General features: G+C 70.3%; 21 protein-coding genes. 6 read left to right on the top strand and 15 right to left on the bottom strand.

What is annotated here, in order from left to right; translation table 11 throughout:
* Window positions 1-8: 8 nt before the first annotated feature.
* From CC117_RS29570 to CC117_RS29530, 9 genes are all read right to left on the bottom strand, one after another.
* Window positions 9-731, bottom strand: coding sequence for a TetR/AcrR family transcriptional regulator (locus tag CC117_RS29570; RefSeq protein ID WP_084133007.1), 723 nt, complete (start codon window positions 729-731; stop codon window positions 9-11).
* Between the two features lie 161 nt (window positions 732-892).
* Window positions 893-1,735, bottom strand: a complete 843-nt coding sequence (locus tag CC117_RS29565) for an ABC transporter ATP-binding protein (RefSeq protein ID WP_071090304.1) — start codon at window positions 1,733-1,735, stop codon at window positions 893-895.
* Window positions 1,732-2,703, bottom strand: a complete 972-nt coding sequence (locus CC117_RS29560; RefSeq protein ID WP_084133006.1) for an ABC transporter permease — start codon at window positions 2,701-2,703, stop codon at window positions 1,732-1,734. Before CC117_RS29560 ends, CC117_RS29565 begins: the two co-directional genes overlap by 4 nt.
* Entirely contained in the window at window positions 2,700-3,626 is a 927-nt protein-coding gene (locus tag CC117_RS29555) for a TauD/TfdA dioxygenase family protein (RefSeq protein ID WP_071090301.1), read from the bottom strand. The genes CC117_RS29560 and CC117_RS29555 overlap by 4 nt, the downstream gene beginning before the upstream one ends.
* Window positions 3,623-4,687, bottom strand: coding sequence for an aliphatic sulfonate ABC transporter substrate-binding protein (locus CC117_RS29550; RefSeq protein ID WP_071090298.1), 1,065 nt, complete (start codon window positions 4,685-4,687; stop codon window positions 3,623-3,625). The genes CC117_RS29555 and CC117_RS29550 overlap by 4 nt, the downstream gene beginning before the upstream one ends.
* 532 nt (window positions 4,688-5,219) lie before the next feature.
* Window positions 5,220-6,725, bottom strand: a complete 1,506-nt coding sequence (locus tag CC117_RS29545) for a TIR domain-containing protein (RefSeq protein ID WP_131803158.1) — start codon at window positions 6,723-6,725, stop codon at window positions 5,220-5,222.
* Between the two features lie 271 nt (window positions 6,726-6,996).
* Window positions 6,997-7,581: a hypothetical protein gene (locus CC117_RS29540; protein ID WP_241830541.1), complete on the bottom strand. Its 585-nt coding sequence runs from the start codon at window positions 7,579-7,581 to the stop codon at window positions 6,997-6,999.
* 112 nt (window positions 7,582-7,693) lie between these two features.
* A complete protein-coding gene (locus CC117_RS29535) occupies window positions 7,694-8,818 on the bottom strand; it encodes a winged helix DNA-binding domain-containing protein (RefSeq protein WP_084133004.1) in 1,125 nt (374 codons plus the stop codon).
* A 101-nt stretch (window positions 8,819-8,919) separates the two neighbouring features.
* Window positions 8,920-10,503: an ABC transporter substrate-binding protein gene (locus CC117_RS29530; protein ID WP_071090289.1), complete on the bottom strand. Its 1,584-nt coding sequence runs from the start codon at window positions 10,501-10,503 to the stop codon at window positions 8,920-8,922.
* Window positions 10,504-11,074: 571 nt separating this feature from the next.
* Here CC117_RS29530 and CC117_RS29525 point away from each other — a divergent pair.
* The 3 genes from CC117_RS29525 (at window position 11,075) to CC117_RS29515 (ending at window position 15,320) form a co-directional block, all read left to right on the top strand.
* Window positions 11,075-12,169 (top strand): alpha/beta hydrolase, encoded by a 1,095-nt coding sequence (locus CC117_RS29525; RefSeq protein ID WP_071090287.1) that lies wholly within the window; start codon window positions 11,075-11,077, stop codon window positions 12,167-12,169.
* Window positions 12,170-12,272: 103 nt separating this feature from the next.
* Window positions 12,273-13,211, top strand: coding sequence for an oxidoreductase (locus CC117_RS29520; RefSeq protein WP_071090284.1), 939 nt, complete (start codon window positions 12,273-12,275; stop codon window positions 13,209-13,211).
* An 84-nt stretch (window positions 13,212-13,295) separates the two neighbouring features.
* Window positions 13,296-15,320 (top strand): prolyl oligopeptidase family serine peptidase, encoded by a 2,025-nt coding sequence (locus tag CC117_RS29515; RefSeq protein ID WP_071090282.1) that lies wholly within the window; start codon window positions 13,296-13,298, stop codon window positions 15,318-15,320.
* Window positions 15,321-15,323: 3 nt separating this feature from the next.
* Here the strand turns inward: CC117_RS29515 and CC117_RS29510 are convergent, their stop codons facing one another.
* From CC117_RS29510 to CC117_RS29490, 5 genes are all read right to left on the bottom strand, one after another.
* Entirely contained in the window at window positions 15,324-16,196 is an 873-nt protein-coding gene (locus CC117_RS29510; protein ID WP_198542032.1) for an NAD(P)H-binding protein, read from the bottom strand.
* An 88-nt stretch (window positions 16,197-16,284) separates the two neighbouring features.
* Entirely contained in the window at window positions 16,285-18,414 is a 2,130-nt protein-coding gene (locus CC117_RS29505) for a WD40 repeat domain-containing serine/threonine protein kinase (protein WP_071090278.1), read from the bottom strand.
* Window positions 18,415-18,641: 227 nt separating this feature from the next.
* Entirely contained in the window at window positions 18,642-18,905 is a 264-nt protein-coding gene (locus CC117_RS29500; RefSeq protein WP_131803157.1) for a DUF6059 family protein, read from the bottom strand.
* A gap of 114 nt (window positions 18,906-19,019) precedes the next feature.
* Window positions 19,020-20,066, bottom strand: coding sequence for an NAD(P)H-dependent amine dehydrogenase family protein (locus CC117_RS29495; RefSeq protein WP_071090273.1), 1,047 nt, complete (start codon window positions 20,064-20,066; stop codon window positions 19,020-19,022).
* 299 nt (window positions 20,067-20,365) lie between these two features.
* Window positions 20,366-22,594 carry a hypothetical protein gene (locus CC117_RS29490; RefSeq protein WP_407673610.1) on the bottom strand — a complete coding sequence of 743 codons (2,229 nt, stop codon included), beginning with the start codon at window positions 22,592-22,594 and terminating at the stop codon, window positions 20,366-20,368.
* A gap of 296 nt (window positions 22,595-22,890) precedes the next feature.
* Between CC117_RS29490 and CC117_RS29485 the strand changes: the two genes are divergently transcribed.
* From CC117_RS29485 to CC117_RS29475, 3 genes are all read left to right on the top strand, one after another.
* Window positions 22,891-23,553, top strand: coding sequence for a TetR/AcrR family transcriptional regulator (locus tag CC117_RS29485; RefSeq protein WP_071090267.1), 663 nt, complete (start codon window positions 22,891-22,893; stop codon window positions 23,551-23,553).
* A gap of 65 nt (window positions 23,554-23,618) precedes the next feature.
* Entirely contained in the window at window positions 23,619-24,242 is a 624-nt protein-coding gene (locus tag CC117_RS29480; protein WP_241830540.1) for a permease, read from the top strand.
* A 102-nt stretch (window positions 24,243-24,344) separates the two neighbouring features.
* Window positions 24,345-24,965, top strand: coding sequence for a YdeI/OmpD-associated family protein (locus CC117_RS29475; protein ID WP_071090261.1), 621 nt, complete (start codon window positions 24,345-24,347; stop codon window positions 24,963-24,965).
* Between the two features lie 95 nt (window positions 24,966-25,060).
* Here CC117_RS29475 and CC117_RS29470 read toward each other — a convergent pair whose 3' ends face one another.
* Complete coding sequence (locus CC117_RS29470) at window positions 25,061-25,825, bottom strand: SDR family NAD(P)-dependent oxidoreductase (protein WP_071090258.1); 765 nt, start codon at window positions 25,823-25,825, stop codon at window positions 25,061-25,063.
* Window positions 25,826-26,389 lie beyond the last annotated feature (564 nt).

Here is a 26,389-nt window from a genome sequence, read left to right as displayed (position 1 = left end):
GACCGAGATCACCCGGCTTCGTGACCAGGCGCCTGAACCGTTGGACAGTCAGTCAGGCCGAGCCGGGCCGGCGTGGACGGGGGTGCGGTGAGCGCCGCGGCGGCCATGTCGAACAGGTCGGTGACGTACTCCTCGTAGGAGACGTCGCCGCCGGTGCCTGGAAACGCAGGTTCCCCGGTGCCTGCGGCGCGGAGCTCACCGAACCCGGCGAGTGCGGCCAGGCAGAGGCGGACCAGGTGCGCCAGCCGCAGCGTCCGCAGCGGGCCGGGAACCCCTGCCAGCTGGTCGAGGATCGCCACGGACACCTCGTGCCCGACCGGGCCTGCCGGCCTGCCGCCGGCCCACCACGGGTGACGGGCCGGCGGATGGGAGCTGAACCGGCCGAGGAAGCCCACGTAGTGGCTGCCCGGTCGGCGGGCCTCCTCCGCCAGCGGGCGCATCAGGACGTCGAACAGCCCACGGACGGTCCTGTCCTGGTCGTGGGCGCGGAACGTGGCCAGCAGCTCGGCCCGCCGCCGGTCGAGCGGCGGGACCCGGTGGGCGACGATCGCCTCGAGCAGGCCCCGCTCGCTGCCGAAGTGGTACTGCACGGCGTTGTTGTTGCCGTTGCCGGCGGCCCGGCAGATGTGCCGCAGCGACACAGCTTCCAGGCCGTGCTCGGCGTAAAGCCGTTCTGCTGCCAGCAGGAGCCGCAGCCGTGCCTCCTGGGACCGCGGTCCGGAGGCCGCCATCTCCCGCCCTGAGTCCGTCTCCTGCTCTGAGTCCGTCTCCCGCCCCGCCTCGACCGAGGTCAGCTCCGGCGACGGGACGGGCGGTGAAGGGGCAGACGGCGACGGGACGGGCGGCGACAGGACAGGCCGCGACGGGACGGACGACGATGCTGGCAGCATGACTAACAGTATTCGGCCTGGTGCCCGTCACCCTCGCTCGCCTCGTCGTCGACGACGCCGAGCTCGGTCAGCAGGCGGGCGCGCAGGGCGGTGAATGTCGGGTCGGCTCGGTGGCGTGCCCCGCCGAGCCGGACCGGCTCGTCCAGGGAGAGCCGGCCGTCGGTGAGGACGGCGACCCGGTCGGCGAGCAGGATCGCCTCGTCGACATCGTGCGTCACGAGCAGCACGGCCGGCCGGTGGCGGCGGCACAGGTCACGCAACAGACTGTGCATGCGGATCCGGGTGAGCGCGTCGAGTGCGCCGAACGGTTCGTCGAGCAGCAGCAGGCCGGGGGAGCGGACCAGCGCCCGGGCGAGTGCCGCCCGCTGGGCCTCCCCGCCGGACAGTGTCGCGGGCCAGGCCCGTTCCCTGCCGCCGAGCCCCACCTCGGCGAGCGCCGCGGTAGCCCGGGCGCGGGCGTCCCGGTGCCGCAGGCCCAGTTGCACGTTGTCCAGGACCCTGGCCCAGGGCAGCAGCCGCGGGTCCTGGAAGACGACCGCGTCGCGTTCGGGAACGGTTGCCTGCCCGGTGGCGTCGGAGTCGAGCCCCGCGAGGATGCGCAGCAGCGTGCTCTTGCCCGAACCGGACCGTCCGAGCAGCGCGACGAACTCGCCTGCGGCGATGTCCAGATCGATGCCGGCCAGTACCTCGCGCCCGGCGAACTCGCGACGCACGCCGCGGACGCGCACGGCGGGCTGGGAGGCGCCGTCGCCCGCACGCGCCTGCGGAGCTGTCGCCGCCGGGGCAGCTGCCGCCGGGGCGGTCGCGGTCGGGGTGGGCACCGTTGTGGCGGGGGCGGTGGTCATCTGGCCTCCAGGCCGCGGCGCCACACCAGGGTGCGGCGTTCGAGCAGGCGGACGAGAGCGTCGGAGAGCAGCCCGAGGATGCCGTAGACGGCGAGGCCGACGACGATGATGTCGGTCTGGCCGAACGTGCGGGCCTGGTCCATGAGATAGCCGATTCCGCTGGAGGCGTTGATCTGCTCGCTCACCACGAGGATCAGCCACGAGATCGTGAGCGCGAACCGCAGGCCGACGAGGAACCCCGGCAGGGCGCCGGGCAGGACCACCCTGCGGATCAGCCCGAGGCGGCCGAGCCGGACGGTGTGGGCCAGCTCCACGAAGCGACCGTCGACGCCGCGGATCGCTGCGAAGGTGTTGATGTACACCGGGAACGCGGTACCCAGCGCGACCAGGAACACCTTCACCTCCTCACCGATGCCGAACCACACGATCGCCAGCGGCACCAGGCCGAGGATGGGAACCGCGCGCAGGATCTGCACGGGCGCGTCGACCAGGTCCTCGCCGAGCTGGAACAGCCCGGACACCAGGGCGAGCACCAGCGCGACGGTGACACCGAGCGCGAGTCCCAGCGCGACCCGCCGCAGCGAGATCACCAGGTTGTCTCCCAGCGTGCCGTCGGCTGCCAGGGAGTAGCCGGTGTGCAGCACCGTCCACGGCCCGGCGAGGACGTCCTCACGGATCCATCCCGTGGACGAGCCGACCTGCCAGATCGCCACCAGCAGCGCCGGGCCGAGCAGCCGACGCAGCGACTTCGGTACCGGCCGGCGGGGTGGCCGGTCCGGGTCGGCGAGCGCCAGCGTGACGCTGCCCGGCCCGCCCGTGGCGGGAGCGGCGGCGGCCGCGGAAGCGGAAGCGGAAGCGGTGGGAGCGGTGGCGGTGGAAGCAGCGGCGGTGGCGGTGGGAGCGGTGGAGCCGGGGGCGGCGCCGACATCGTCGGCGCCGCCACGGCTTCCCAACGCGAGCGAGGTCACGAGAACGACCCGCCCTCACGGGCCTCGGACTGAGCGCCGTCGACACCGACCGGGATGTCACCGGCGATGGTGATCCGGTGCATCACCCGGTCGAAGTCCAGGTGGCCGTAGTCGGTCGGGACGAGGTGGGCGGTCGCCCGGTTGTCCCAGAACGCGATGCTGTCGGGCTGCCACCGGAACCGGACCGTGTACGCCGGGGTTGCCAGGTGGTTGAAGAGCAGGTTGAGGACCTGCTGGCTCTCGGTGTTGGACAGCTCGACGATCCGCTGGGTGAAGTTCGGGCTGACGAAGAGAACACGCTCGCCCGTTTCCGGATGCACTCGCACCACGGGGTGGACCGTCTCGTAGCGCGTGCTGGTGAACAGTTTCTGCAGCTGGCTGCTGTCGCCGCGCTCCAGGTGGATCTGGTTCACGTGCACCGCGTGCAGACCGTCGATGAAGCTCCGCAGCGGCTCGGAAAGCGTCTCGTACGCGACGGCCAGATTCGTCCACTGGGTGTCGCCGCCGTAGGGCGGAATGACCACGCCGCGCAGGATCGAGCCCATCGGCGGGTTGTGGACGAACGTGACGTCCGTGTGCCACAGGCTGCGGACCTGGAACCCGCTCTTCAGGCCGGCCGAGTAGGCCTGCGAGTCCAGCGGGAAGATCTCCGGGTGGCCCTCGAGCGTCGGCAGCGTCGGGTGCCCCGGGGTGACCTCGCCGAAGTGCCGACCGAACGCGATCTGCTGGGCCGGGGTGACATGCTGGTCGCGGAAGAACACGACCTTCCACTTCAGCAGTGTTGCCCGGATCTCCGCGACGACCGCGGGCTCGAGCGGCTCCGTCAGGTCGACGCCGAAGATCTCGGCGCCGATGTACCCGGACAGCGGGCGGACATCAAGGCCGACGGCGGATGCGGTCTCGGTCTCGTTCGCGATGGTCACTGCTGGGCCTCCTGTACGGCAGAGTTGTAACGGACGTCGAAAACCTTGGAGATGTCGACCTTCCGGGGAAGGACACCGCTGCTGAAGAAGAGATCGGCCAATTTCTGCGCGCCGCCGATACTGGTCGGGCCGATGGGGACGAAGGTCGACGGCACACTCGTGTCCACCAGCAGCTTGGCGGTGCCACGCGGAACGTTCAGCTGCTCGACGTAGTACCTGTCGATGTATTCGTCGGCGTGGCCGTTTCGCCAGGAGACGGCCTTCACCCAGCGCCCCACGAAGTCACCGAGAGCGGCCTGCTTCGCCGGGTCCGACAGCACCTTGTGCGTCGTGATCAGGTACTGCACGACCGGAGAGGCGTCGGCGCCCTCCACCCTGCGGGCGGTCGGATTGGCCTGCAGGTAGGTCGTGGCGAGCGGCTCGGCCGTCACACCGGCGTCGACGTCACCGCGGGCGAGCGCGTTGGGGATGTCGGTGACCGCCAGACTGACGACGTCGACATCCTTCTGCTGCAGGTCCACGGACTCCAGCGAACGCAGCAGATAGGCCTGCAGAATGGTGCCGGTCGTGATGGCGACCTTCTTGCCCTTCAGGTCCGCGACCGAGCGGATGGTGCTGCCCGGCCTGGTGGCGAGGACCAGCTGCCCCGATGGGTTGTGCCAGGCGGCGATCACCGCGAGGTCCTGGCCGGAGGCGGCGGCGATCACCGGTGGGGTGTCGGCGACGTAGCCGACGTCGACCGCGTTCGCCCGGAACGCCTCCAGCAGCAGCGGGCCGGAGGCGAACGTCGACCAGTCGACGGTGTACGGCGTGCCGGTGCCCTGACCGGACAGGTCGAGGGCGGGCTTGAGCGTCCCCTGGTCACCGACGCGTAGCTCCGTGTCGGCCGGGATGGTCGTCGGGTAGCTGGTTGCCGGTGTGGCCGCCGTGCCGCCGGAGCCGGAGCCGGCGTCCGAGCCGCAGGCGGCCAGTGCGCTGACGGCGAGAAGAGCGGACAGGGCTGCCAGGGCAACCGTGCGGCGCGGCCGACCCCGGCCGGCCCGGAGGGCAGGCGTGAACACAGGACTCCTCGTGGAGGTGGAATGCCGCGCGGCGCCCTGCGCGGTGAAGAGGTGCACCCGAGGGGACGGGGCTGGCGCCTTGACCCGCTCACTGAAGCAGTTAAGTCAGCCGTTTGTCAACTTAGTCGGTCGAGATACTGCCCTTATGTTTCAGGATGATCTGCACGGGGTGCGGCGGGGTGCGGCGGGGTGCGGCGGGTTCGGCCATGGCGTCACCGTCAGCTGAGCTGGCATCGAGAAGCTCGCCCGTTGCCGACTGCCGGCGGGCATGGACAACGCGGCCAGGCAGGGCCGTGCGCTCGACGGCGACGGCGACGGCGGGGGCGCTTGGTGCTTCCTCGCGACAGGCTCGGTCAGGAGAGGACTTCCCCGGAGCCGTGGGCGGACCCGCGTCCGCTGGTTCGGAGACCACCAGGAGCCAGCGGAGCCACAGGGGCAACCGGGGGACAGGCATCCGGGCCCGCCCCCGGACGCCTCCGTTCGCCGTGCCCCGTTCAGGCAGGACGGCTCGTCGCAGGCCGGGTGGGTCGCGTCAGGTGTTGGTCACGCCGGGGTAGGGGGGCTGCGTGGGCGGCCGGTAGTGGCCGTCGACGACCCGCTGGATCTGCTCGCGGAGTTCCTTCTCGTCCGTGCCGGAATCCGTGCCGCTGAGCCTTATCGGTTTGATTCCGGCGAGGAGGCCCGCCGGCTGGTAGTCGCCGACGATGACCGGGACCACCGAGCGGCCCTGCCCGGCGGGGTCGTTGCGCCAGGCCTCCATCCAGACAGCCTGGGCCCTCGGGTGGGCCGCGAGGTTCGCCGAGACGATGACGATGGTCCGCTCCGCGACCGCCATCGCTTCCTGGAGCTGCCAGGTGACGTTGTCCGCCGCCTGGATGTCCCAGGTCTCGATGTGGACCTTGTAGGCCTTGTCCTTCTCCAGCGCGTGGGCGATCCACGCGCCCCAGCCCTCGTCCTCCTCGGCCGCCGCGATCAGGAAGTCCCATCGGACCGCGTTGTCGGGGAGGGTGTCGCCGCTGCCTGCCCCGGCGGTACTCGTGGCCGGGGTCGGGGCGGGGATGCCGTCTCCGTCATCGGGCGCCTCAAGCGTCCAGAGGCGCTCGCCGGGAACGGTGAGCCATGCTGTTCCGCTGAACTTGGGCACCCGGACGTCCACCTCGCGATAGGCGCCCGGATCCAGCCCGAGCAGTTCCTGGGCCGTGGTGTCGCCGTAGAACTCCGACGACATGATGACCGCGAGATTCACCGAGGGGTTGGCCGTGAACACGGCGCGGATGGGCGGCGAGTCGATCAGTCGGCAGCCGACGATGACCGCGTCCCCGGCCCAGCCGGTCCTGTCCTTGACGACGTCACCGTGATGAAGGGACAGCCGCAGCCGGATGCGGCCGGACGTGGTGCGAGTCCGGTTGTAGCTGCGCAGGCCACGGCGTACCTCCTCGACGAAATCCGCCGCGATCACCGCCTTCGGGACGTCGCCGGAGACCACGGCTACCAGGCCGTCGCCGGTGTCCTGACGGGTGACGGCCGACGCGGGGATCCTGGCGTCGGCAAGTGCGTCGTTGACGATGTCGCGAAGGCCGTCGCGGATTCCCAGCTGCACCATGACACCGTTGCGGCTGTAACCGACGGCGTCGAGCACGATGACGGTGCCGGGCAGGGGCAGCCGGCCGCGGGTGCCGTGGCGGCTCTCGGGCCTCGTTGGCCGGGCGTCGGCGTCGGCGTCGGCGTCGCCGGCCGTCAGCCGGACCTCTGCGCGCCGGGCCTCGGCGAGGCCGGCCCCGAAAACGGTGTTCGCCGGGTAGAGCCGCTGCGCCAGCTCGAGAATCCGCAGCCGGCCGCCTTCCACCAGGCCATCGCCCAGGGCGTCGTTCACCGCCTCCCACCGAGCGGCCGCGGTGTAACCGGCAGGCAGGGCGCCCCTGCTGAAACCGGCCTGCGCGAGCAACTGGTCGGCGGCCCGCGGTTCGTAGAAGACGTTCGCGAGTTCCGCGACGTCCTCCACCCGGAGCCGGCGAAGCCGCCTCACCTCGTCTGTCATGGAACCCCCCGTGCGTGCCAGGACGACGTGCCTGCTGCCCACCGCCAGCTGTCACACCGCCGGGTCGGCTGCGTGACGCACCGGTCGCGATCGGCGCGATCGGCGCGATCGTACCGCCGGCGCGCGAAGCCGGATGGCCGGCGCCTGCCCGTTGTCCAGCCCGAGCGGGAAGCGCGACCGGACGATGCCGCAGATCAGCACGGTCACCGCGTGAGAGGAGAACGGATCGTGTTTCCTTGCCGACAGGCGAGGCCGAAGGCGTCTCCGGAGATCAGCGGGATCGGGCGGTGCGAGCCGCCTGCCCGCCGCGCCGAGCGGCTGTCGCCGGCGGTTCGACGGGAAGCGTCCAGACCAGGTCGATCGACTCGTCCGGGCGCAGGGCCTGCCAGACCGCCCGCAGGACGTTCAGCCGAGCGGTGGCGCGCGCCGGCAGGTCCGGCGGGAAGGACGGGGCGTCCGTGCGGTAGAGCTGCCACGCTGACGCGATGTCGGCGGGGTTCGGCGGCACGTTCTGCTCGACCGCGCCGTGAACGGCGCCGGCGACGATCTCCGCGAGCCGGATCTCGCGCTGGTTGGCCCGCTTCAGGTCACGGGAACGCTGATGACTGTCGTGGCGGAGCCGGCCGGCCACGACGGACATGCTGCCGAACATCGCCCCGGCGGCGATGCTGCCCCAGACGCCCCGGCGCAGCCTGAACTCGTGCTCGGCCACGAAGTGCGCCAGGTCGTGCGGCACACTGAACGTCCGGTCGTAGGAGTGCATCCGCAGCGACACGCCGTCCGGGCGTTCGACGGTGGCGACAGAGCCGCCTTCGCCGCCCTTCGGGCCGTCGAGCCGGCAGAAACTCACGCGCATTCTGTCAGCCTGAAGCCCCGCCCGCCGGCTGGCGAACCGTTTTTCTCCGCCGTGCATGCGCCGCGGCGCTGCCGGACGCGTGGCGCCGGGCAAGGGCTCGTTCGGCTGGACGTCAGCGGCCGAGAAACCGTCGGACGTCGGCGGCGTCCGCGCGGAGCGAGGCGGTGACCTCGTCGGACAGCGGGGCGAACGGGGTGAGTTCGACGGTGCCACCCGGCATCGCCCAGGTGGCGACCGCCTTGCCGTCGACCAGCGCGATCGGCCGGAAAATGCCGTTGGTGGTGACGACCGACTGATGCCCACCGACGATCCAGTCCCGCGAGACCCAGCCGTGCAGGACCGGATCAAAGCTGCCCAGCAACCTCGGTGCCGGCAGGGCGGGCGCCGGCGCCGGAGCCGCACTCAGCCTGCCTGCCGGTCCCGACCGTTCGCGCAGGTCGATGAGGCTGTTCCCCAGGTCGATCAGGTGGTCGCCGGCGGCGGTGAGACCGCGCCGGATGTCGCCGACCGGAAGGCCGGCCCAGCGGGCGGTGTCGGCAGGCGTGGCCGGTCCGTGGCCGGCGAGATAACGCCCTACCAGCTCGGCCAAAGCGGTATCCCGGTCCACGGCAGGCGGACCACCCAGCCAGTCCCGCACCAGAACGAAGGCCTGCTCGCCACCGTCGACGACCGGCCCCCGCACCACCAGACCCCGACTCGACGCGAGAACCATGATGTAGACGAGTGCCTGCCGCTCGGTCCGCACACCGGCCGCGTCCAGGCGTTCCTTCAGCCGGGCGCGCACCAGGGGCCCTTCGCCGGCCAGGGCCCGCTCGACAACGGTGACACCGTGGTCGGCCTCGGCCGCGGTCAGACCTTCCTGCGCCAGGCGCCGTCTGATCTGGGCCGCCATCCGGGGTGCGGTCAACGCGTGTAACCACCAGTAGTCCTGGGAGCGCACCAGGTGGAGAGTGCCGCGGTTGAGCCAGGTGACGACGATCGACCGGTCGACGGACAGCGCGTCGTCGACATCGCTGGCGTGCAGCCCGTCCGTCCGCGACCGGACGGCCAGTCGCATCCCTCGCCCGTCCTGCGCCTGCACCGCGAGGAGCCGCTCGACGACGTCGACGACGCGCGGCGCGCCGCGGTCGGTCAGGCCCTGCGCCCGCAGTCGACGGGCCGCCACCTGCCCGCCCGGGGAGCTGCCCGGCGAACCGCCGTCGCCGCCGTCCTGGCCGTCGCCGTCGCCGTCCGTCATTCGACCAGGCTGCCATGCCGCCGCAGAGGACGAGGAGCCGGCAGGCCTGGCGCCTGCCGGCTCCTCGCACCTACATGATCAGTGGAGAACCTGGACGGGAACTACTTCTGGATCCACAGCTCCTCGGGGAGCAGTGAGCCGAGGCCGTACTGGGCGAGGCCGCCGACCTTCTCGCCCGAGACGGCGCCGAGGGCGACCCGCTGGAGGAAGATCCCCGGCGTGACGTCACCCAGCCGCTGCTGGACGGTCTCGTAGGCGCTCCGGCGCTCAGCCTCCACCGTCGAGGTCCGGCCGGTCATCAGAGCCTCGTTGAGCTCGGGGTCGTTGACACCGGGCACGTTGACGGCCGAACTGCCGTTGAAGGCCGACCACAGCCGCGGTTCCGGGTCCCGGAAGAACGCCGATGTGACGTAGGTGTCGAAGTCGTGCGTCACGCGCAGTTTGGCGATCTCGGCGAGCTGGACGACCTTGACCTCCACCTTGACGTTCTTGAAGCTGCTGAGCTGGGCCTGCACGTTCTCGGCGATCGCCCGGTTCTCGGAGCTCGGGAAGCTGGTGAAGGTGAAGGACACCGGCTTGCCCTCGGCGGCCAGCTCGTCGAACAGGCGCTGCGCGAGCTCCCGGTCGAAGCGCCGCAGCGGCTCCTCCGAGTAGAAGGGGGAGGAATCGTCGAACAGCGTCTCGGCGGGCTGCCCGTCGCCTTCGTAGACGGCGAGGTTGAGCGACTCAAGGTCGATCGCCGCAGCGACCGCCTGACGGGCCCGGATGTCGTCGAAGGGCGCCCGGCGCATGTTGAGCGTCATCAGGATGCCGCCGTTGACGGGCTTGAGGATGCTCGGCAGGCCGTCGTCGGCGGCCTTGTGGAGGTTGACCCAGTCGGATTCGATGGCGATGTCCGCGCCTCCGGTGAGCAGGGTGTTGTAGCGCTGCCTCGCGTCGACAGCCGACCGGATCGTGAGGCTGTCGAGGTAGGGCCGCGGCGCGTCCCAGTAGCGGGCGTTCTTGACCAGGTCGATGTCGGCCTGCCGGGTCCACTTCTTCAGTGTGAACGGACCGGCGCCGATCGGATTCGCCTCGAATGCCTGAGGGCCACCCTGCAGGGCTGCGGGAGAGGCGATCCAGTTCAGTCCCGTTCCGAGGACGACATCGGCGAAGTTCGGCATCGGGGCGGTCATCGAGACCTTCAGGGTGGTGGCGTCCACCACCTCCGTGGAGGCGATCGCCATGGCGTCCCCGCGGTAGACCGAACCGACCGCGGGGTCCTTGTGGCGTTCCCAGCCGGCCTTGACCGCGGCGGCGTCGAACGGGCTGCCGTCGGAGAAAACCAGCCCCGGACGCAGCCGCAGCTCGAAGGTGGAACCGTTGTCGCTGGTGGTGAAGGACTGGGCCATCTTGTAGACGACCTCGCCCTTCTCGTCGTCAATCATCAGCGTGCCGTACAGGGCGTTACCCAGGACAGCCGTCGCCGCGTAGGCGTTTCCGAGTTTGGCCGGGTCCAGGCTGCTCGTCTCGGCCAGCATGAGGATCCGCCCGTGCCCGCCCGCGACCGGGTCCCCGGCGGCGCCCGAGGTGGTGGCGGGGCCGCCATCACCACCGCCGTCATCGCCACCACCACCGCACGCGCCCAGGAACAGCGCCATGCAGCACATGGCGGCGGTGGCGAGTAATCGCCTCGTACGGATCATTGTCGTCCTCTCCAGTTTTCGGATGTCCGGATTGTCGAAACGGCGCTCGCCTCCGGGCGGTGTGAGGGCAGCCACCGCCATGAGCCGGCACGGGGGTCGCCCGCGCGCAGTCCACCCCGTGTCCCCCGGCAACCGCGTTGCCCCACCTCGGCCGGGGCGGGGCAACGCGGATCACCGTGGCATTTCGCCAGTCGCGGGGCATGGGTGGATCGGTCGGATGCGCCTCCAGGGCCGTGGGGAGTGAAGTGTGTCACGCGTTTTTGGTGAAGTCAAAGTCTACTTTCACGCATGACCAGCTAGCTCGTAAAGCGAGAACGACGTTCTACATCGGGACGTACTGGAGGGTTCCCGCAGTGGGCCGGTTCGGCGACGGCCGGCCTCCTCGTGACGGCGGTGGCGACGGAGCGGTGTGCTTCCGGGGTCCGGTCAGGGACGAACTCGGCACCGCCCCTGGCGGCGAAGCGCCCGATGTCTGCACCGGTCTGCGCCGATCTGGTGGCTTTCCGGGAGAACAGATGGCACAACTGAGTCGGCCCCTCGCCGCGTCGCCGTCCTGAGATGAGGTCGCTACATGTCGCACATGCAGTCTGTCGATCTTCAGGTGCCGGTGCCGGTGCCGGCTCGGGATGGCGAGGGGCAGGGCTGGCAGCTGGCGGCGAGTGTGTACCTGCCAGGTGACGATGCGCTGGCGCACTGTCCGCCGGTGCTGGTGCTCTTCCCCGGAGGTGGATACAACCGGCGCTATTTTGACCTTCCGGTGCCGGGCTTCAGCCAGGCGGCTCACCATGCCAGCCGGGGAACCGTCGTCGTGGCGATCGATCACCTCGGGGTCGGCGAGAGCAGCGTCCCGCCCATGGAGGTCACCACCCTGGCGGCGGTCGCCACGGCAAGCCATTCAGGCGTCACCGCAATCCTTGAGGGCCTGCGCAGGGGCACGCTCGCCCCCGACATCAGGCCGGTCGACGTCGCGTGCGTCGTCGGCGCGGGTCAGTCGCTGGGCGGGCACGCCCTCGCCGTGATGCAGGCCGACCATCGCACGTTCGACGGCGTGGCGATGCTGGGTAGCAGCATGACCGGCACGGCACCGCCCGTGCGGCCCGGCCAGCCGGAGATGGTCCCCCCGGATGATGCGACTCCCGAGGAGGCGGCGCTGTTCGCACTCGCGAACACCGACTGGACCTGGGTGTTTCACTGGGAGGCCATAACATTGGCTGACGCATCACGCCGGCCCCGTGATCTCGCCTCGCTGGTCGCAGCCGACGTCGCCGACGGGCTGCCGGGCCGTCGAAGCGCCCCGCCATGGGGCAGCCTCACCTATCCAGGTTTCGGAGCCGTGTCGATGTTGCCCGGTGTGGTGGCCGCCGAGGCCGCCCGCATCGATGTGCCCGTCCTTCTGGCCACCGGCGAACGGGACGTCTGCCGCCCCCTGGGCGAAGAGATCGCGGCGTTCGGAACGGCCACAGACATCGCCGTGTACGTCGTGCCGCGCATGGCACACATGCACAACTTCGCCACCACCCGTGCGCTGCTGTGGGAGCGGCTCGACGAGTTCGTGACGCATGTGGCCCGCATGACTGCGACCAACGTGACCCACGCCGGTCCGCGGGCACGAGACGTCCGACGGCCTGATGCGCGTGACCGTCGGTTCGGTCAGAGTGCACGCTAGAGAAACTGTCCGGGGTAGGCGCTCCCGTCTGCTCGGGGTGCTGACATTCTTACAACGTCGGTCGAGGAGGATGAGTCCTCGCCGTCACGGATCGGGAGTCCCCATGGTGAAAGAACCCAGACGGCGGCGCTGGAGTGCCAACGACGTTCCGGACCTGAGCGGACGGACGGCCGTCATCACCGGCGCGAACTCCGGGATCGGATTCGAGGCCGCCAAGGTGCTCGCCGGCCGCGGGGCGACGGTCGTGCTGGCCTGCCGTAACCCGGTCAAGGCACAGGACGCCCTGAACACCATCCGAACCGCCACCCCCGAGGCGGACGTCTCCGTGCTGGAGATGGATCTGAACTCCCTCGCCTCGGTGCGCAAGGCGGCCGAGGCGCTGCGTGCCGAGCGGCCGGTCATCGACCTGCTCGTCAACAACGCGGGCGTGACCTTACTGCCCTACGGCCTGACCGCCGACGGCTTCGAGCTGCATTTCGGAGTCAACTACCTCGGCCACTTCGCCTTTACCGGGATCGTCCTGGACGCCGTTCTGGCCGCGGACGCCGGCCGGATAGTCACGGTCGGCAGCAACGCGCATCGCATGGGGAAGATCGACTTCGACGATCTCCACTTCGCGGAGGGCTACCGGCCGTTGCGGGGCTACGCACGCTCGAAGCTCGCGAACCTGCTCTTCGCGTTCGACCTGCAGCGCCGCCTGGAGGCGGCGGGTTCCTCGGCCCGATCCCTCGCCGCGCACCCCGGCGGCGCGAACACGGAGATCCTGCCGTCCGTCGGCCCGGTCAGGCGAAGGCTCAAGCGGGTGGCCGACCGCATCCCCAACCCGATCGTGCACTCCGCGCACATGGGGGCCCTGCCCACCCTGCGCGCGGCGACCGACCCGGCGTCGAAGGGCGGCGAGTACTACGGCCCGCGTGGCCTGCTCAAGATGACCGGCCCGCCCGTCCTGGTCAGGCCGAGCACCGCGTCACGCAGCGCCGAGACCGCCGAGCGTCTGTGGGAGCACTCGGAGCGGCTGACCGGGGTGACCTACTCGCTCTGAGGCATGCCAGATCGGCCCGCGAGCTCCCCCGTCGTCGCTGCCGCGGCGACGGGGGCGGGGTCCGCCATGAGGCAGACTTGACGGGTGACCGACGATGATCCGTACCGCTGGCTCGAGGACGTCGGTGGGGACGCCGCGCTCGCCTGGGTGCGGGAGCGCAACACCGAGGCGTTCGCAGAGCTGACCCGTTCCGACACCTTCGCCGCGCTGCGCGACGAGATCCGCGAGGTGCTCGACGCGGACGACCGGATTCCCTATCCGGTCACACGCGGCGGATATCTCTACAACTTCTGGCGGGACACGGCCCATCCGCGTGGCCTGTGGCGTCGCACGACGCTGGCGTCCTACCGGGAGGCCGCCCCGGACTGGGAGATCGTGCTCGACGTCGACGCGCTCGCCGCCCGCGAGGACGAGAACTGGGTGTGGCACGGCGCGCAGGTGCTGCGCCCCGACCACCGGCTGGCGCTGGTCGAGCTTTCCCGTGGCGGTGCTGACGCCGGGGTGATCCGCGAGTTCGACCTGGTCGCCAAGGCGTTCGTGGACGACGGCTTCCTCCTGCCCGAGGCCAAGAGCATGGTCGGCTGGATCGACGAGGACCGGATCTACGTCGGCACCGACTTCGGTGAGGGCTCCCTGACGTCGTCCGGCTATCCGCGGGTCGTCCGGGAGTGGCGGCGCGGCACTCCGCTCGAGGACGCCGTCACCGTGTTCGAGGGCGAGCCGGACGACGTCTCGGTCGGCGCCTACCACGACCCGACCGAGGGTTTCGCCCGCGACTTCGTCCACCGCAGCGTCGACTTCTACCGCGACGAGACGTACCTGCGTACCCCGACCGGACTGGTCCGTCTCGACGTCCCGGACGACGCGTACACCTCGGTCCACCGGGAATGGCTGCTCATCGCCACCCGGTCGGAGTGGGTCGTCGGCGAGGACACATACCCGGCCGGCGCCCTGCTCGCCGCCGACTTCGACGCCTTTCTCGCCGGGCGACGGGAGCTCACAGTCCTCTTCGAACCGGACGAGCGCACCTCGCTCGCCGGCCACGCCTGGACCCGCAACCATCTGATCGTCGCCACGCTGCAGGACGTGAAGAGCCGGCTGACCGTGCGCACTCCGACAGCGCGGGGATGGACGTCGGCGCCGCTGGCCGACCTCCCGGACACCGGCTCCGCCGACATCTTCGACACCAACCCCGACGTCGACGACGAGTACTACCTCAACGTCAGCGGCTATCTCCAGCCGGCGTCGCTGTACCGCGGAGACATCGGCGCGGAGCCCGAGATCCTCAGGCAGGCGAGGGCATTCTTCCCGGCCGAGGGCCTTGCAGTCAGCCAGCATTTCGCCGTGTCGGCCGACGGAACCCGCGTTCCCTACTTCGTCATCGGCAAGAAAGAACCCGGGCCGACGCTGCTCTACGGGTACGGCGGTTTCGAGGTGGCGCTCACACCCGGCTACAGCGCCACCGTCGGGCGCGCCTGGCTGGCCCGCGGCGGTACCTACGTCGTCGCCAACATCCGCGGTGGCGGCGAGTACGGGCCGAAGTGGCACCAGGCGGCCCTCCGGGAGAACCGGCTGCGCGCCTATGAGGACTTCGCCGCCGTGGCCGGAGACCTCGTCGACCGTGGCGTCACCACCCCGGCCATGCTCGGCATCGAGGGCGGCTCCAACGGCGGCCTGCTCACCGGCGTGATGCTGACCCGCTATCCGGAACTGTTCGGCGCCGTCGTCTCCTCGGTACCGCTGCTCGACATGCGCCGCTACCACCAGCTGCTCGCCGGAGCCTCGTGGATCGCCGAGTACGGGGACCCCGACGATCCGGCTGCCTGGGCGTCCATCAGCGAGTACTCCCCGTATCAGAACGTCCACCCCGGACGGCCCTACCCGCCGGTGTTCATCACCACCTCGACCCGGGATGACCGCGTCCATCCCGGGCACGCGCGCAAGATGGTCGCACGGCTTCGCGAGTTCGGCTACGACGTCCGCTACTACGAGAACATCGAAGGTGGTCACGGCGGCGCAGCCGACAACGAACAGGCCGCCCACCGGTCGGCCCTGATCTACGAGTTCCTCTGGCGCACCCTCAAACCCGCCCCGGCCGGGGCCGAGTAGCGGTCAGGTGCTCCAGATGCCGGTGGCCGCGGCGGTCCGGACGTAGTCGGTGAAGTCCGTCGCGGGACGTCCGAGAACGTGCTGGACGTCGTCGGTGGTGTAGGAGTTGCGCCCGTCCAGGCCGTGGCAGATCAGCTCGGTGACGAGGGTGACGTAGTCCGCCGGGATGCCCGCGGCCGCCAGGCCCGCCGCGTAGGCCTCGGCGGTGAGGGGGCGGTAGGTGATCTCCCGGTCCGCGGCGCGGCTGATCTCCGCCGTGGCGTCGGCGAAGGTGAGCAGCCGGGGGCCGGTGAGGTCGTAGATCCGGCCTGAATGCTGGTCCGAGGTGAGGGCGGCGACGGCGACGTCGGCGATGTCGTCGGCGTCGATGAACGGCTCTGCCACCGTGCCCGCGGGCAGGGCGACCTCGCCGCGGCGGACAGCGCCGTCCAGGTAGTCCTCGCTGAAGTTCTGGTCGAACCAGCTCACCCGCAGGATCGTCCACGCCGCGCCCGACTCCTGGACGGCATGTTCGCTGGGCAGCACCGCGTCCTCGCCGCGCTGCGACAGCAGCACGACGCGGCGCACCCCGGCCCGGACCGCCGTCTCGCAGACGGAACGGACCGCCGGAGCCGCGGCGGGAAACGAGAGATCCGGCGAATAGACGACGTACATCGCCTCGATCCCCGCCACTGCGGCTGCCCACGTCGCCGGATCGGTCCAGTCGAACGGCGGTGTGCCGGACCGGGAGCCGATGCGGACCGGTAACCCACGAGCGCTCAGCCTCGCGGCCACCCGCCGGCCGGTCTTCCCTGTCCCGCCGAGCACGAGAGTTCCGCCTGCCGCCGGATCGCCGGCGGACGGGTAAGGATCGGCTGAAGTCGCGATGTTGGTCATGGCGGCCATCCTCGCCGACCGGCCCTCGGGGATCCACCGGCCTCGGGGAGCCACGCGTCACCGGGGCGCTCATCCGGTCGGAGCGGAGCTAGGGCACCTCCCACAGGCGGATGCTCTCGTCCCAGCTACCGCTGGCGACGGTGCGCCCGTCCGGGGAGAACGCGAGTGACGCAACGGTGTAGGTGTGGCCGGTCAGGGCCGGCCCGAGAGGCTGGGGAGCAGCGGGGTCGGTGATGTCCCACATCCGCACAATCCCGTCGTGGGACCCGCTGGCCAGGGTGCGGCCGTCCTGAGAGAGGGCCACCGCCCAGACAATGCCTTTGTGGCCGGTCAGCGGCCGTCCCCAAAGCTGTGGAATGGCGGGGTCCGTCACATTCCACAGGCGGACGAGTGCGTCCTTCCCCCCAGTGACGAGCATCCGGGTATCCCTTGAGAACGCCAGTGTGTGGACGCCGCCGACATGACCTTCCGGCAGTGGGCCGAGTGGGAGAGGGCGAAGCGGATCACGCACGTCCCACAGTTTCGCGCTACCGTCCTCGCTGGCGGTGGCCAGGGTTCTTCCCTCCGCGGACAGTGCGACCGAGTAAACCAGGCGCTTATGCGCGGGGAAGGGATTATCGAAAGAGACCGGCGCCTTCGGGTCGGTGACATTCCACAGCTGCACCGTGCCGTCAGCGCCGCCGACAGCCATGACCTGAAGATCTGTGGCGCGACCGGCGTCCGACACGAACGCAACCGCGTGCAGAGACTTCGCGCCCCCTGTCAACGGGGCGCCGAGAGAATGAGCGTGGGACGGGTCCGTGACGTCCCACAGGCGTACTGTTCCGTCCTTGGCGGCGGTGGCCAGGGTCCGCTTGTCGGAGGAGAAGGCCACCGAGATAATCCCGCTGGTGTGTCCTTCCAGAGGGGCGCCGATCTGGTGCGCATGAGACGGATCACTCACATCCCACAGTCGCACTGTCTTGTCCAAACTGCCGCTGGCAAGCGTGAGCCCGTCCGTGGAGTACGCCACCGCTGTTACCCAGCTGGTGTGCCCTGTCAGAAGACCGATCTGGCGGGACGCGGGGCCACACCGACTGGCGGCGAGGAAAACGACGGCGGCAAGCGGGAGCAGCAGCCCGGCGGCGGCGACGACGCCACGCCGGTGTAGGTGCAGGCGCGGCCGTATGGAGCGGCGGTGTGAGCGCGCGGGCTGCCTGAGCTGGGCGGTCCGCCGCCGTCCTACCCGGGACGGAGCCGACCCGTCATCGGTCTCGATCGCTGCGGGAAGATCCGCGGCTGGGGCTGGGGCTGGGGCTGCAGCTGCCGCCACGGCGATCGGGGGGGCTAAGCGGCCCTCCGCGGCAGCCCGGACGTCGTCGTCCAACTGGACTCGGATTCCCGACTGGCCGAGCCAGCCCGTTCCGTAGCTGTCCGCGGCCGCCCCGGCGAGATCGACCGCGAACGCCCTTGCGGAGGGTGGTCGGGACTTCGGGTCCGTCGCCAGTGTCCGCAGAATCACGTCGGCGACCGCCGGCGGGACTCCAGCCGGGCGTCGAAGGCCGCGATCGGACGGAGGTGCCGGGCGTTCGCCGGGCACTGGTTCGGCCAGGTCTCCCTCGAAGGGGGACCTGCCGGCCAGCAACAGGTAGAGCATCATGCCCAACGCGTACAGATCCGTGGCTGATCCAAGCCGGCCGCGCACGATCTGCTCGGGCGCCATGAACAGCGGAGTACCGATGACCGCGCTCGCGGTGCCCGCCGACCCGAACACCCGCTTCGCGATCCCGAAATCCACCACCTTCACCTTCCCGGCAAAGTCGAACATCACATTGTCGGGCTTGATGTCACGGTGCAGAACTCCACGCGCATGGGCGTATGACAGGGCCCCGGCGACCGCGAGGCCGACCGCGCAGAACTCCTCCTGCCCCATGCCCGCCTGCCGGCGGGAAAGACTCCCGCCGGCAAGCATCTCCATGACGATCACATCGAGATCATGGGCGTGGGCGGAGTCGTGGACACGGACGATGTGCGGATGGTCAAGGCTGGCCGTGATCCGCGCCTCGCTGGAGCCGAAGGACCGATGGGGCCCGCCGGCGGGCAGCACCTTGATCGCTACCTCGCGTTGCAGGCCGCGGTGCCAGCCCGCCAGCACCAGCCCGAAGGATCCCGCCCCGATCTCGTCGCCGAGGTCGTAACCGGGCAGCGCCGCCGCCACTCTTGCCCGGTCAAGAAACATTGCCCGGGGTCTCCTCGCCGAGACGTGGGCGACAATCGCGCGTGACCGGTTCCGGTCCGCCCTTCTGCCAGCGCATGGCGCCAAACTCTAGCCAGGCACGCCGTCGCCTCCCGTCACGGGTGCGGGCGGCGAACGAGGGGCTCGCCGGCATTCACATCCGCGCGTACGGCCGGCTGCCTGGCATCGCAGGTGCGACCCTGCTGATGATCAGGTCGATGACCTGCTGCTCATCGAGGCGCTCCGTCGACCGCCGGGCCCGGAGACGAGGGCGGCTCGGCAAGGTCGGAGAGCTGACGCCACAGCAGCTGTTCGACAGGTGACGCAGGCAGGTCCAGACGGACCTGCTCGGGATGATGGGGAGGAGTCCGAGGCGTGGGCCGGTCTCGCGCCGGTTCGTACCGGACGCCGGTGTAGGCGTAGGCCGTCATCGCTCCGATGGCGTCGAGCTCACGGCCGATCGCTGCCAGCAGGCGCCGCATCCCAGTGGTCATGCAGAGATGCTCAGGGGTGGTGCTTATGGGAGACTTGCGTGGCGATGAACGCCGGCCGGGGGCACGCCGTCGGGCCCCCGGCGCCGATGATCTGTCACACCGTCCCGCCGGGCTTCACCCCCGCGCCGCGTGCCACTGCCCGGCTGGCGCGCGGGGCAGGCCGACGTCGGCCAGGTGCAGGATCCCGGGCCTCGCGTCCCTGACGTTGAAGGCGGCGTTGACCGCGGGCAGGGCGGTCATGGTGTCCCACTCGTGGTTGCCCCAGTGGTCGGGCGGAATGAAACGGATCCGGGTGTCGATCCCGGGCTCACCGTCGATGACCACGCGGTACTGGTCGTCGCTGAACTCCCAGCCCTCGTTCAGATGCTTGGTCAGGTACCAGCGGAACTTCATCTGAATGATCGTGCTGCCGTCCAGCCTGCCGTTCCAGCCGACCTCCAGAGCGGCGTTCGTGCCCTTCTCGATGGTCATGTAGCCCAGGTCGACCGTCTGCGAGGCGGTGGCGTAGGCGAGGAAGAACTCGATGTCGTCGAGCGTGTACTCCAGGGCGTGCGCCATCCGCTGCACGGCCTCCTCAGCCGGCATCATCCACAACTTCGCCATTTCGGCGATCTGCGGTGTGGTGCCGGTGAGGGAGATGCCCATGGCCTCCCAGGTCTCCTTCGACTCGTAGACGGAGCAGTCGGCTGACTCCAGGATGGAGATCTTCCGTACGTCCCGGCACACGCCGGTCATGGCCGTCACCATCGTGTTGATCCACCCGGGGCTTATGCCCGTGATGTAGAGCGAGCTGCCCCCGCGGGCACAGGCCGCCTCGAGCCGCTCCTTCGTCGCGCCCTTGACTCCGCCGACGTTGAAGAACAGGTTGGTGCTGACCACATCCACGCCCGCTTCAAGCAGCTGCAGGACATGGTCGAGATCGGCCATGAAAGGTGTGTAGACGACGGTGTCCGCCTTGAGTGCGACCAGGGCGTCGACATCATCGGTCGCCGCGACGCTGCACGGTGGCCGGCCGCACAGCGTTCCCGCGTCGGTGCCGACCTTGTCCGGCGACCAGGCGTATACACCGACGAGGTCTAATCGCGGGTCGTCGAGTATCGCCCGTAAGGCCAGCTTGCCGACCTTGCCGGTGGTCCACTGGATGACACGGAGCTTTTCCATACGCCTGCCCGTCCTCCCGCTTGATGCATCCTGCTGCTAAACAGTTGTATAACGGCGAGGTGTAGGTCGGGAAGGGGTTCCGCAAAGCCTGGCTCCTGGCTGTCGGCCGGTCGGCGGGCCGGTGTGTCCTGTAGCGGGCCGGCACCCACAGGAGCCCGTCCGACCTGGCCGCGAGGATGCGTCGAGGTTCGTCGTGCTGCGGTCCGTCTGCGGTCCGTCCCGCCAGTGGCCTGCCGGGACATCCCCCCGGCAGGCCTGCCGGAGCCGGCCCGTCTGCGGCTGCCTGCCGAACAGGTCGGTTATCTGACCACCACCCGGACGCGGGCGATGTTCTGGACGAGTCCGTAAGGTGCCTTCCCGTCACCGTTGCGTTCGGATGTCACCCGGACCACCGGGAAATAGGTGCCGGTTCCGGCGAAGGTGTGTGTCGTGGTCGTCCGCACCGACTCCGCGGCGCTGTCGACAGCTGACTGTTCCGGATAACCACCCCTGCCGTCGAAGTCCCATTCGATCCGCACGATCTTTCCCCCGTTCGGGGGTACCGTCGCCGTCGCGGAGAGAACAACGGGCTCGCCGGCCTTCGCGTCGACGCGAACCGCCGGTGGCCTGACATCGCGGGTTCCGGCCCGGCTGACGGTCAGGTCAACGACCGGCTGTACACCCCGGCGCCCTTCCGCGTCGGGTGCGAGATGTACCTGCGCATCGCCGTCGACGGTGTAACCGCTGCTGGCCGGCGGCGCTGTTCCGTTGGTGACCCAGGAATCCAGATCGAGGAGCGCCTGCTGGGACTCACCGCCATAGCTGACGATATGCGTCCCGGCGGCGGCATCACGGGGCGAGCTGTGCACCGCGTTGTCCACATACCACAGGCGGTAGTTGTTGTTCAGCTCCGCGCCGAGTGTGTTCTGTGCCTGTTTGTGATACCAGTCCGCGGGCCAGGGAAACGCCTCGACGTCCAGCGCGGAGGCGATCATGATCATTTTTCCGTGGAACGTGCCGGTCGGCACCGCACCACTCGCAGCCTGGGCGAACGTCGGCCCGGCCAGCATGGGCCGCTGGGGGTACAGCGGCGTGCCATCGGCGCCGCGGTACTGGTTCCAGCCGTACATGTCCTGCGACGGCACCTGGTGGCGCTGGTAGTACTGCAGCGCGAGATGCCAGGAGTTGTCGAGGCGCACGTGGTCGCCCGGCCTGATCGAGCCGGTCGTACCAGGATCCGCGTCGCTCCGGAAGGTCACCTCGGTACCGTTCGCGCCGCCGATCAGAACGGATGCGCCGGCCGCAGTGCCGCTGGTGATGACAAGGTCCGCCCCGGTCAGGTCACCGGCTGGCACACCCGAGAGCCGCAGCCCCGTCGGCGGGTCCCCGACGAGACCGGTGACCTCCGCGTCGTGGCGGATCCGCGCGGCGCTGACCGACGACGTGGGATCGGTGCCGGCATAGCCGGGCTTCGTCCAGAAGTCGTCGACATAGGTGGGGTCGAGGATCCGGACGCCACCGGCCACCGCGTAGAAGGCCCCGCCGTCCATCTCGGCGTGGTCCCACCAGCCGCGGAGCGGCAGCCCGATGCGGGTGACCTCCCGGAGTACCGACCGCTGCTCCTCGTCGAGGCCCGCATAGGGGTCGCCGCTGCCGCCGGGTTCCAGCGCGTCCACTATCTGGGGAAGTTTGTCACGCAGAACGCGCAGCGCCAGCAGCTGCGCGGTCATGCTGCTCGGAATGGCATTGGGAGTACCCGGCACCATGGGAACGCCACCGTCCCACACGCCCTCGGTGCTCTCCAGCGCGCCGATGGTCTGGTAGGCACCGCCGCTTGCGCCGTAGATGTATCCGCGGGGGCGCGCCGAGTCGGCGTACACCTGGGCCGCCACGACCCGTGAGAAGGCCGCCGCCGCCGCGTTGGCGCGGTAGCCTCCCAGCTCCGCTGCCTTCGGCAGGCCGCCGGCGTTGTTCGTGCGCACGAGATACGCGCCGTTGGAGAGAGCGAAGGCTATTGTCTGGGCCCCGGCCTCGTCGGTGGTCAGAGTCGGATAGGTGTACTGGAAGAAGCGGCCCGCGTACCGCTGCGGGAAGTAGAAGGCGAACGTCGCCTCCGTTCCGCGGAATCCGCCGTGCACGTACCGAAAGTCGACCGTGACCTTCGTGTCCGGGTCGGTGACCGACCGGCGCTCGTCCCTGTCCACATAGGGCTGGTTCAGCTTCGGGTCGATGCATGAGCCGGTGACCACGGGAGTTCCGTCCTCCCTGGCTGTACACGGCCTGCCGGTCAGGGGCGTCGCGCCGATCTGTAAAGGCCTGCCGACATCGGTCTTCCAGGTCCGCTGAGCGGCCGCGGCCGGATCTCCCGCGTCGGGCTTCCCGCCCGAGGTGCAGGCGGTCGCGAGCACTCCGGCGATGAGCACGGTCGCCGGCCCGGCCAGCAGCTGGCGCCGACGACCGGCGCCGACGGCACCTCCTGGCCTCCGCCTCTCTGGTGGCGAGGCGGTGCCACGCTCCGTGCCGCCGGGTGCTGGTGCGAACAGCGCCATCAGCATGCTTCCTTCGTTTCGGGCGCCTTCTCGGCGCGTCTCGGTGACGTCTGGACGGACTGCCTGCCGGCAGCGGGTCGCCTCGCGACTTGTGGCCCGCCCGTGCCCCTGGCCGCGATCAGCGGTGTGGCGGACCAGTGTCGCCCTTGGCGATCTTCGTTCGATGCGAAAACTGAGTGAACCATAAGAAATTGGCGCATCGCAAGGAGTCAAAGCTGACTAAGTAGTATATTTCGGGCATATAACATCACGATGTTTCATGTTCACTCGAACTCGGCATGAGAGATGCTCCTTGCATGGCATCGACAGCCGGCCGCGCCCGTGGTCGCTACGCCCGGACGACCGGCCGCCGGCGCGAGATCGCGCAGGCGGTCCTCGACCTCGTCCTGGAGAAGGGGCACTCGCAGGTGACGATCGCCGACGTCGCCCGGCGCGCCGGCGCCAGCGAGGCCACCGTCCTCTACCACTACCCGAGCAAGGATCATCTCCTCGTCGCCGCCGTCGAGCGGGACAACGAGCTGGCCGTCGCCGAGGCCGAACGCAACGGAGTGCCGCCCGACGCCGGCCTGCCCGGACTCGACCTCGACGCGCTCGGCGCCCATGTCCAGGCCGCGATCGGGAGGGAGCCGGTGATGCGTCTACGCGTCGTGCTCGGCGGCCTCGCCGCTATCCCCGGCCACCCCGCGGAGGACTTCCTCGGCCGCCACCGACAGATCGCCGTCGAGACCTACGCGCGGCTGGTCGCCGACCGTCAACGCAGCGGGCAGGCCCACCCCGGCCTCGATCCGGTCGAGGTCGCCCGGCAGTTCGTCGCCACCTGGGACGGGCTTGCTGCCCAGTGGCTCATCGCCCGGGACTTCGATCTCGGAGCCACCCTCGTCAGCGCGTTCCGCAGGCTCTCCGGCCAGAACTGGATGGATGCGACCCGGGCCATGCTGGAGCCGACGACCGGCATCTGAGCCTCCGTGAGGCGGTGTCCGCTGCTCGACAGCGGCCGCACGGCCGCCACGGCCACACTGGGCCGGTGAGCGCGGCGCACGATCCGTCATCCGACGACCCACCGGCGCCCACCGTGACGGTGCGGGCGCTGCCCGGGCAGTTCACCGAGGCGTTCGGCGTCGCCCTCCTGCCCGCGGTCCTGGTCGGAACGGTACTGGCCCTGGCCCTGGACCTGTCGGGCGACGCCGGGGCGGGGATCGCGGCGGCCGGGTGGCTGCTGCTCACCCCGCTGCTGTGGTGGGGCACGTCGATCCGCTTCGAGCCCGCGCAGCTGGTCGTCACCCGCCCCTGGCACCGGCGTCGCATCGCCTGGTCCGAGGTTTTCCACGCGACGTGGGCCAACACGTCGGACCCCGAAAGCGGCGACCGGGAACGGTGGGCGGGTGTCGTGGTCCAGCGCCCGCGCCGCGGCGGTCCACCCGTCACACTGGACGACGCCCCGGCCCGGTTCGGGGACTACCGCCGATGGCGGCGGGCGAACCTGCGGACCCGCCGACTGCCGATCACCTTCCCCGAGCGCCGGCCGCCGACCCCGAACGCCCCACCACAGCTCGACGACGTACCGCGGGGACGGCTCGAGCGTCACGCGCAGCGCGTTCGCGCCGTCGTCCGCGAGCAACTCGCCGCCCACGGCCACCCCCTGCCCTGATCCCGTGCCGAATTCAGGCCGACAGGGCACTGGCCGATCCGGCCGCCTATGCTGCGGCGCTGCCCCGCCTCCACTCAGGTCGGGCTTTGTAGGCTGGAAGTCATGGGCGAGGGCGACGGGATGGCCGGGGCGGAGCCGCGTACCGGTGCCCAGCCCGAGATACTGACAGTCGCCGATGTCGCGGCGTGGCGGGCCTGGCTGGACGTGAACGAGGCCGTCTCCGACGGGGTGTGGCTGCTGCTGGCGAAGAAGGGCACCACCTCTCCGACGTCGCTGAGTTACGAGCTAGCCCTGCACGAGGCGCTGTGCAGCGGGTGGATCGATGGGCAGAAGAAGAGCGTCGACGCGGCGACCTTCCGCCTGCGGTTCACCCCACGCCGCAGGAACTCGCTGTGGTCCCTGCGGAACACCGGACTTGTGGCGCGCCTGATCGAGGAGGGTCGGATGCGTCCCCGCGGGCACGCCGAGATCGATCGTGCGAAGGCCGACGGACGCTGGGATCGGGCCTACGCCGGAGCGGCCACGGCGACGGTGCCCGACGACCTGGCTGCCGCACTGGCCGCGTCACCGGCTGCCGGGTCGGCGTTCGCGGAACTGAACCGCCGAGACCGCTACGCCGTTCTGCATCGGATCCTGGCAGCGCCGAGTCCGTCCAGTCGGGCGAACCGCCTGGCGAAACTCGTCGCGATGCTCGAACGCGGGGAGCCGCTGCACCCGCAGTGACCGGGACGAACACCGCTCTCGGCCACGGCGCTGGGACCTGACGGCGCTGACGGCTCTCGCACGCGAGCGTGCTCGGTCGCGAGGCGCAGGCCGGGTCAGAGGGAGCTCGCATAGCCGGCGGTGACCCGCATCGTCTCGCCGGTGACGAAACGCGCCTTCGCCGAGCAGAGGTAGAGCATCGCGTCGACGATGTCCTGCTCGTTGCCCTCCAGATCAAGGAACTGGTGGTGCCGGTGGCCCTCGATCATCTGCGGGGTGAACTCCTGGCGGATGGTGTCGGTGACATGCAGTCCCGGAGCCAGTGCGTTCACGCGAATGCCCTCGGGCCCGAGTTCGCGCGCCCAGGCGAGCGTGAGGCCGCGCACCGCTGCCTTCGTCGCCCCGTAGGCGCCCATGCCGTTGAACGCGGCCGACGAGGAGATGTTGAGGACGTTGGCGCCGGGCCGGCCCTGCATGTGCGGGCGCACGGCGAGCGTTCCGATCATCACGCCCATCACGTTCACGTCGAAGAGGCGGCGCAGCTTGGACACCGGGAGCTTCGCCCATGCGGTGCCGTACTCGAGCGAGTGCAGGCCGGCGTTGTTGATGAGGATGTCGACGCCGCCGTCCACGGCGGCGACGTCGGTGAGCACCGGGTCCCAGGCTGCTTCGTCCGCCACGTCGAGGCGGTAGGCCGAGGCCTGACCGCCGGCCTCGGTGATCTCGCGAGCGGCCTTGTCGACCGCGGCCTCATCGACATCGGTCAGGACCGCATGCGCACCGAGGTCGGCGAGTGCCCGACCGAACGCGCGCCCGAGGCCGCGCGCGCCGCCGGTGATGAGGGCGACGCGCCCCTCGAACTGAGTTGCCACATCAACCACGACCGCCTCCGCAGGTCAGAAGATTTAAACTCAGTCAAGTTATAGCCGGGCGGGCGGGCGCACAACGCCGGCAGCATCGCACCGGCGGCCTCCGGCGCGGCGGACGGGGTCAGGAGCGCGTCGAAGCTCTGACCGCCGCCCAGGCCTGCGGTGCGCCTGGCTACCGGCCCGGCACCGGACCGCGCCGGATCCAGATGGGCAGTCGTCCTACCTGGACCCCCACTGGCGGGCGCTGCGGGACACCGGCTACCGGCTGCGTCGACTGGCTGCGCGGCACAGCCGAACCAGTTCGCTGCTGTTACCTTCAACCACTGACTGTTCCGATACTGTTCGAATCGCGGGCCATTGATCCCGTGATATGGCGAGAATTATCTTTCGGCGCCAGATTCCGTCCGACATCTGCCGATGCGGAGTACTGATGCGCCTTTTCCCCCGTCCGGGCCGTGTTCTGCTCGCGGCCATCCTTGCCCCAATGCCGTGAAGCGTAGTTTGATCTTGCCGGGATCTGGTCATGCTGCGCGCGGGGCGAGCGGGTGGACCCGGATCGTCGGCGGGCCTGGGTGG

Source organism: Parafrankia colletiae, assembly GCF_001854655.1.
GTDB classification, from domain to species: Bacteria; Actinomycetota; Actinomycetes; order Frankiales; family Frankiaceae; genus Parafrankia; species Parafrankia colletiae.
Note: the sequence above shows the minus strand (reverse complement) of the source record. Positions and strands in the feature narration are given on the sequence as shown.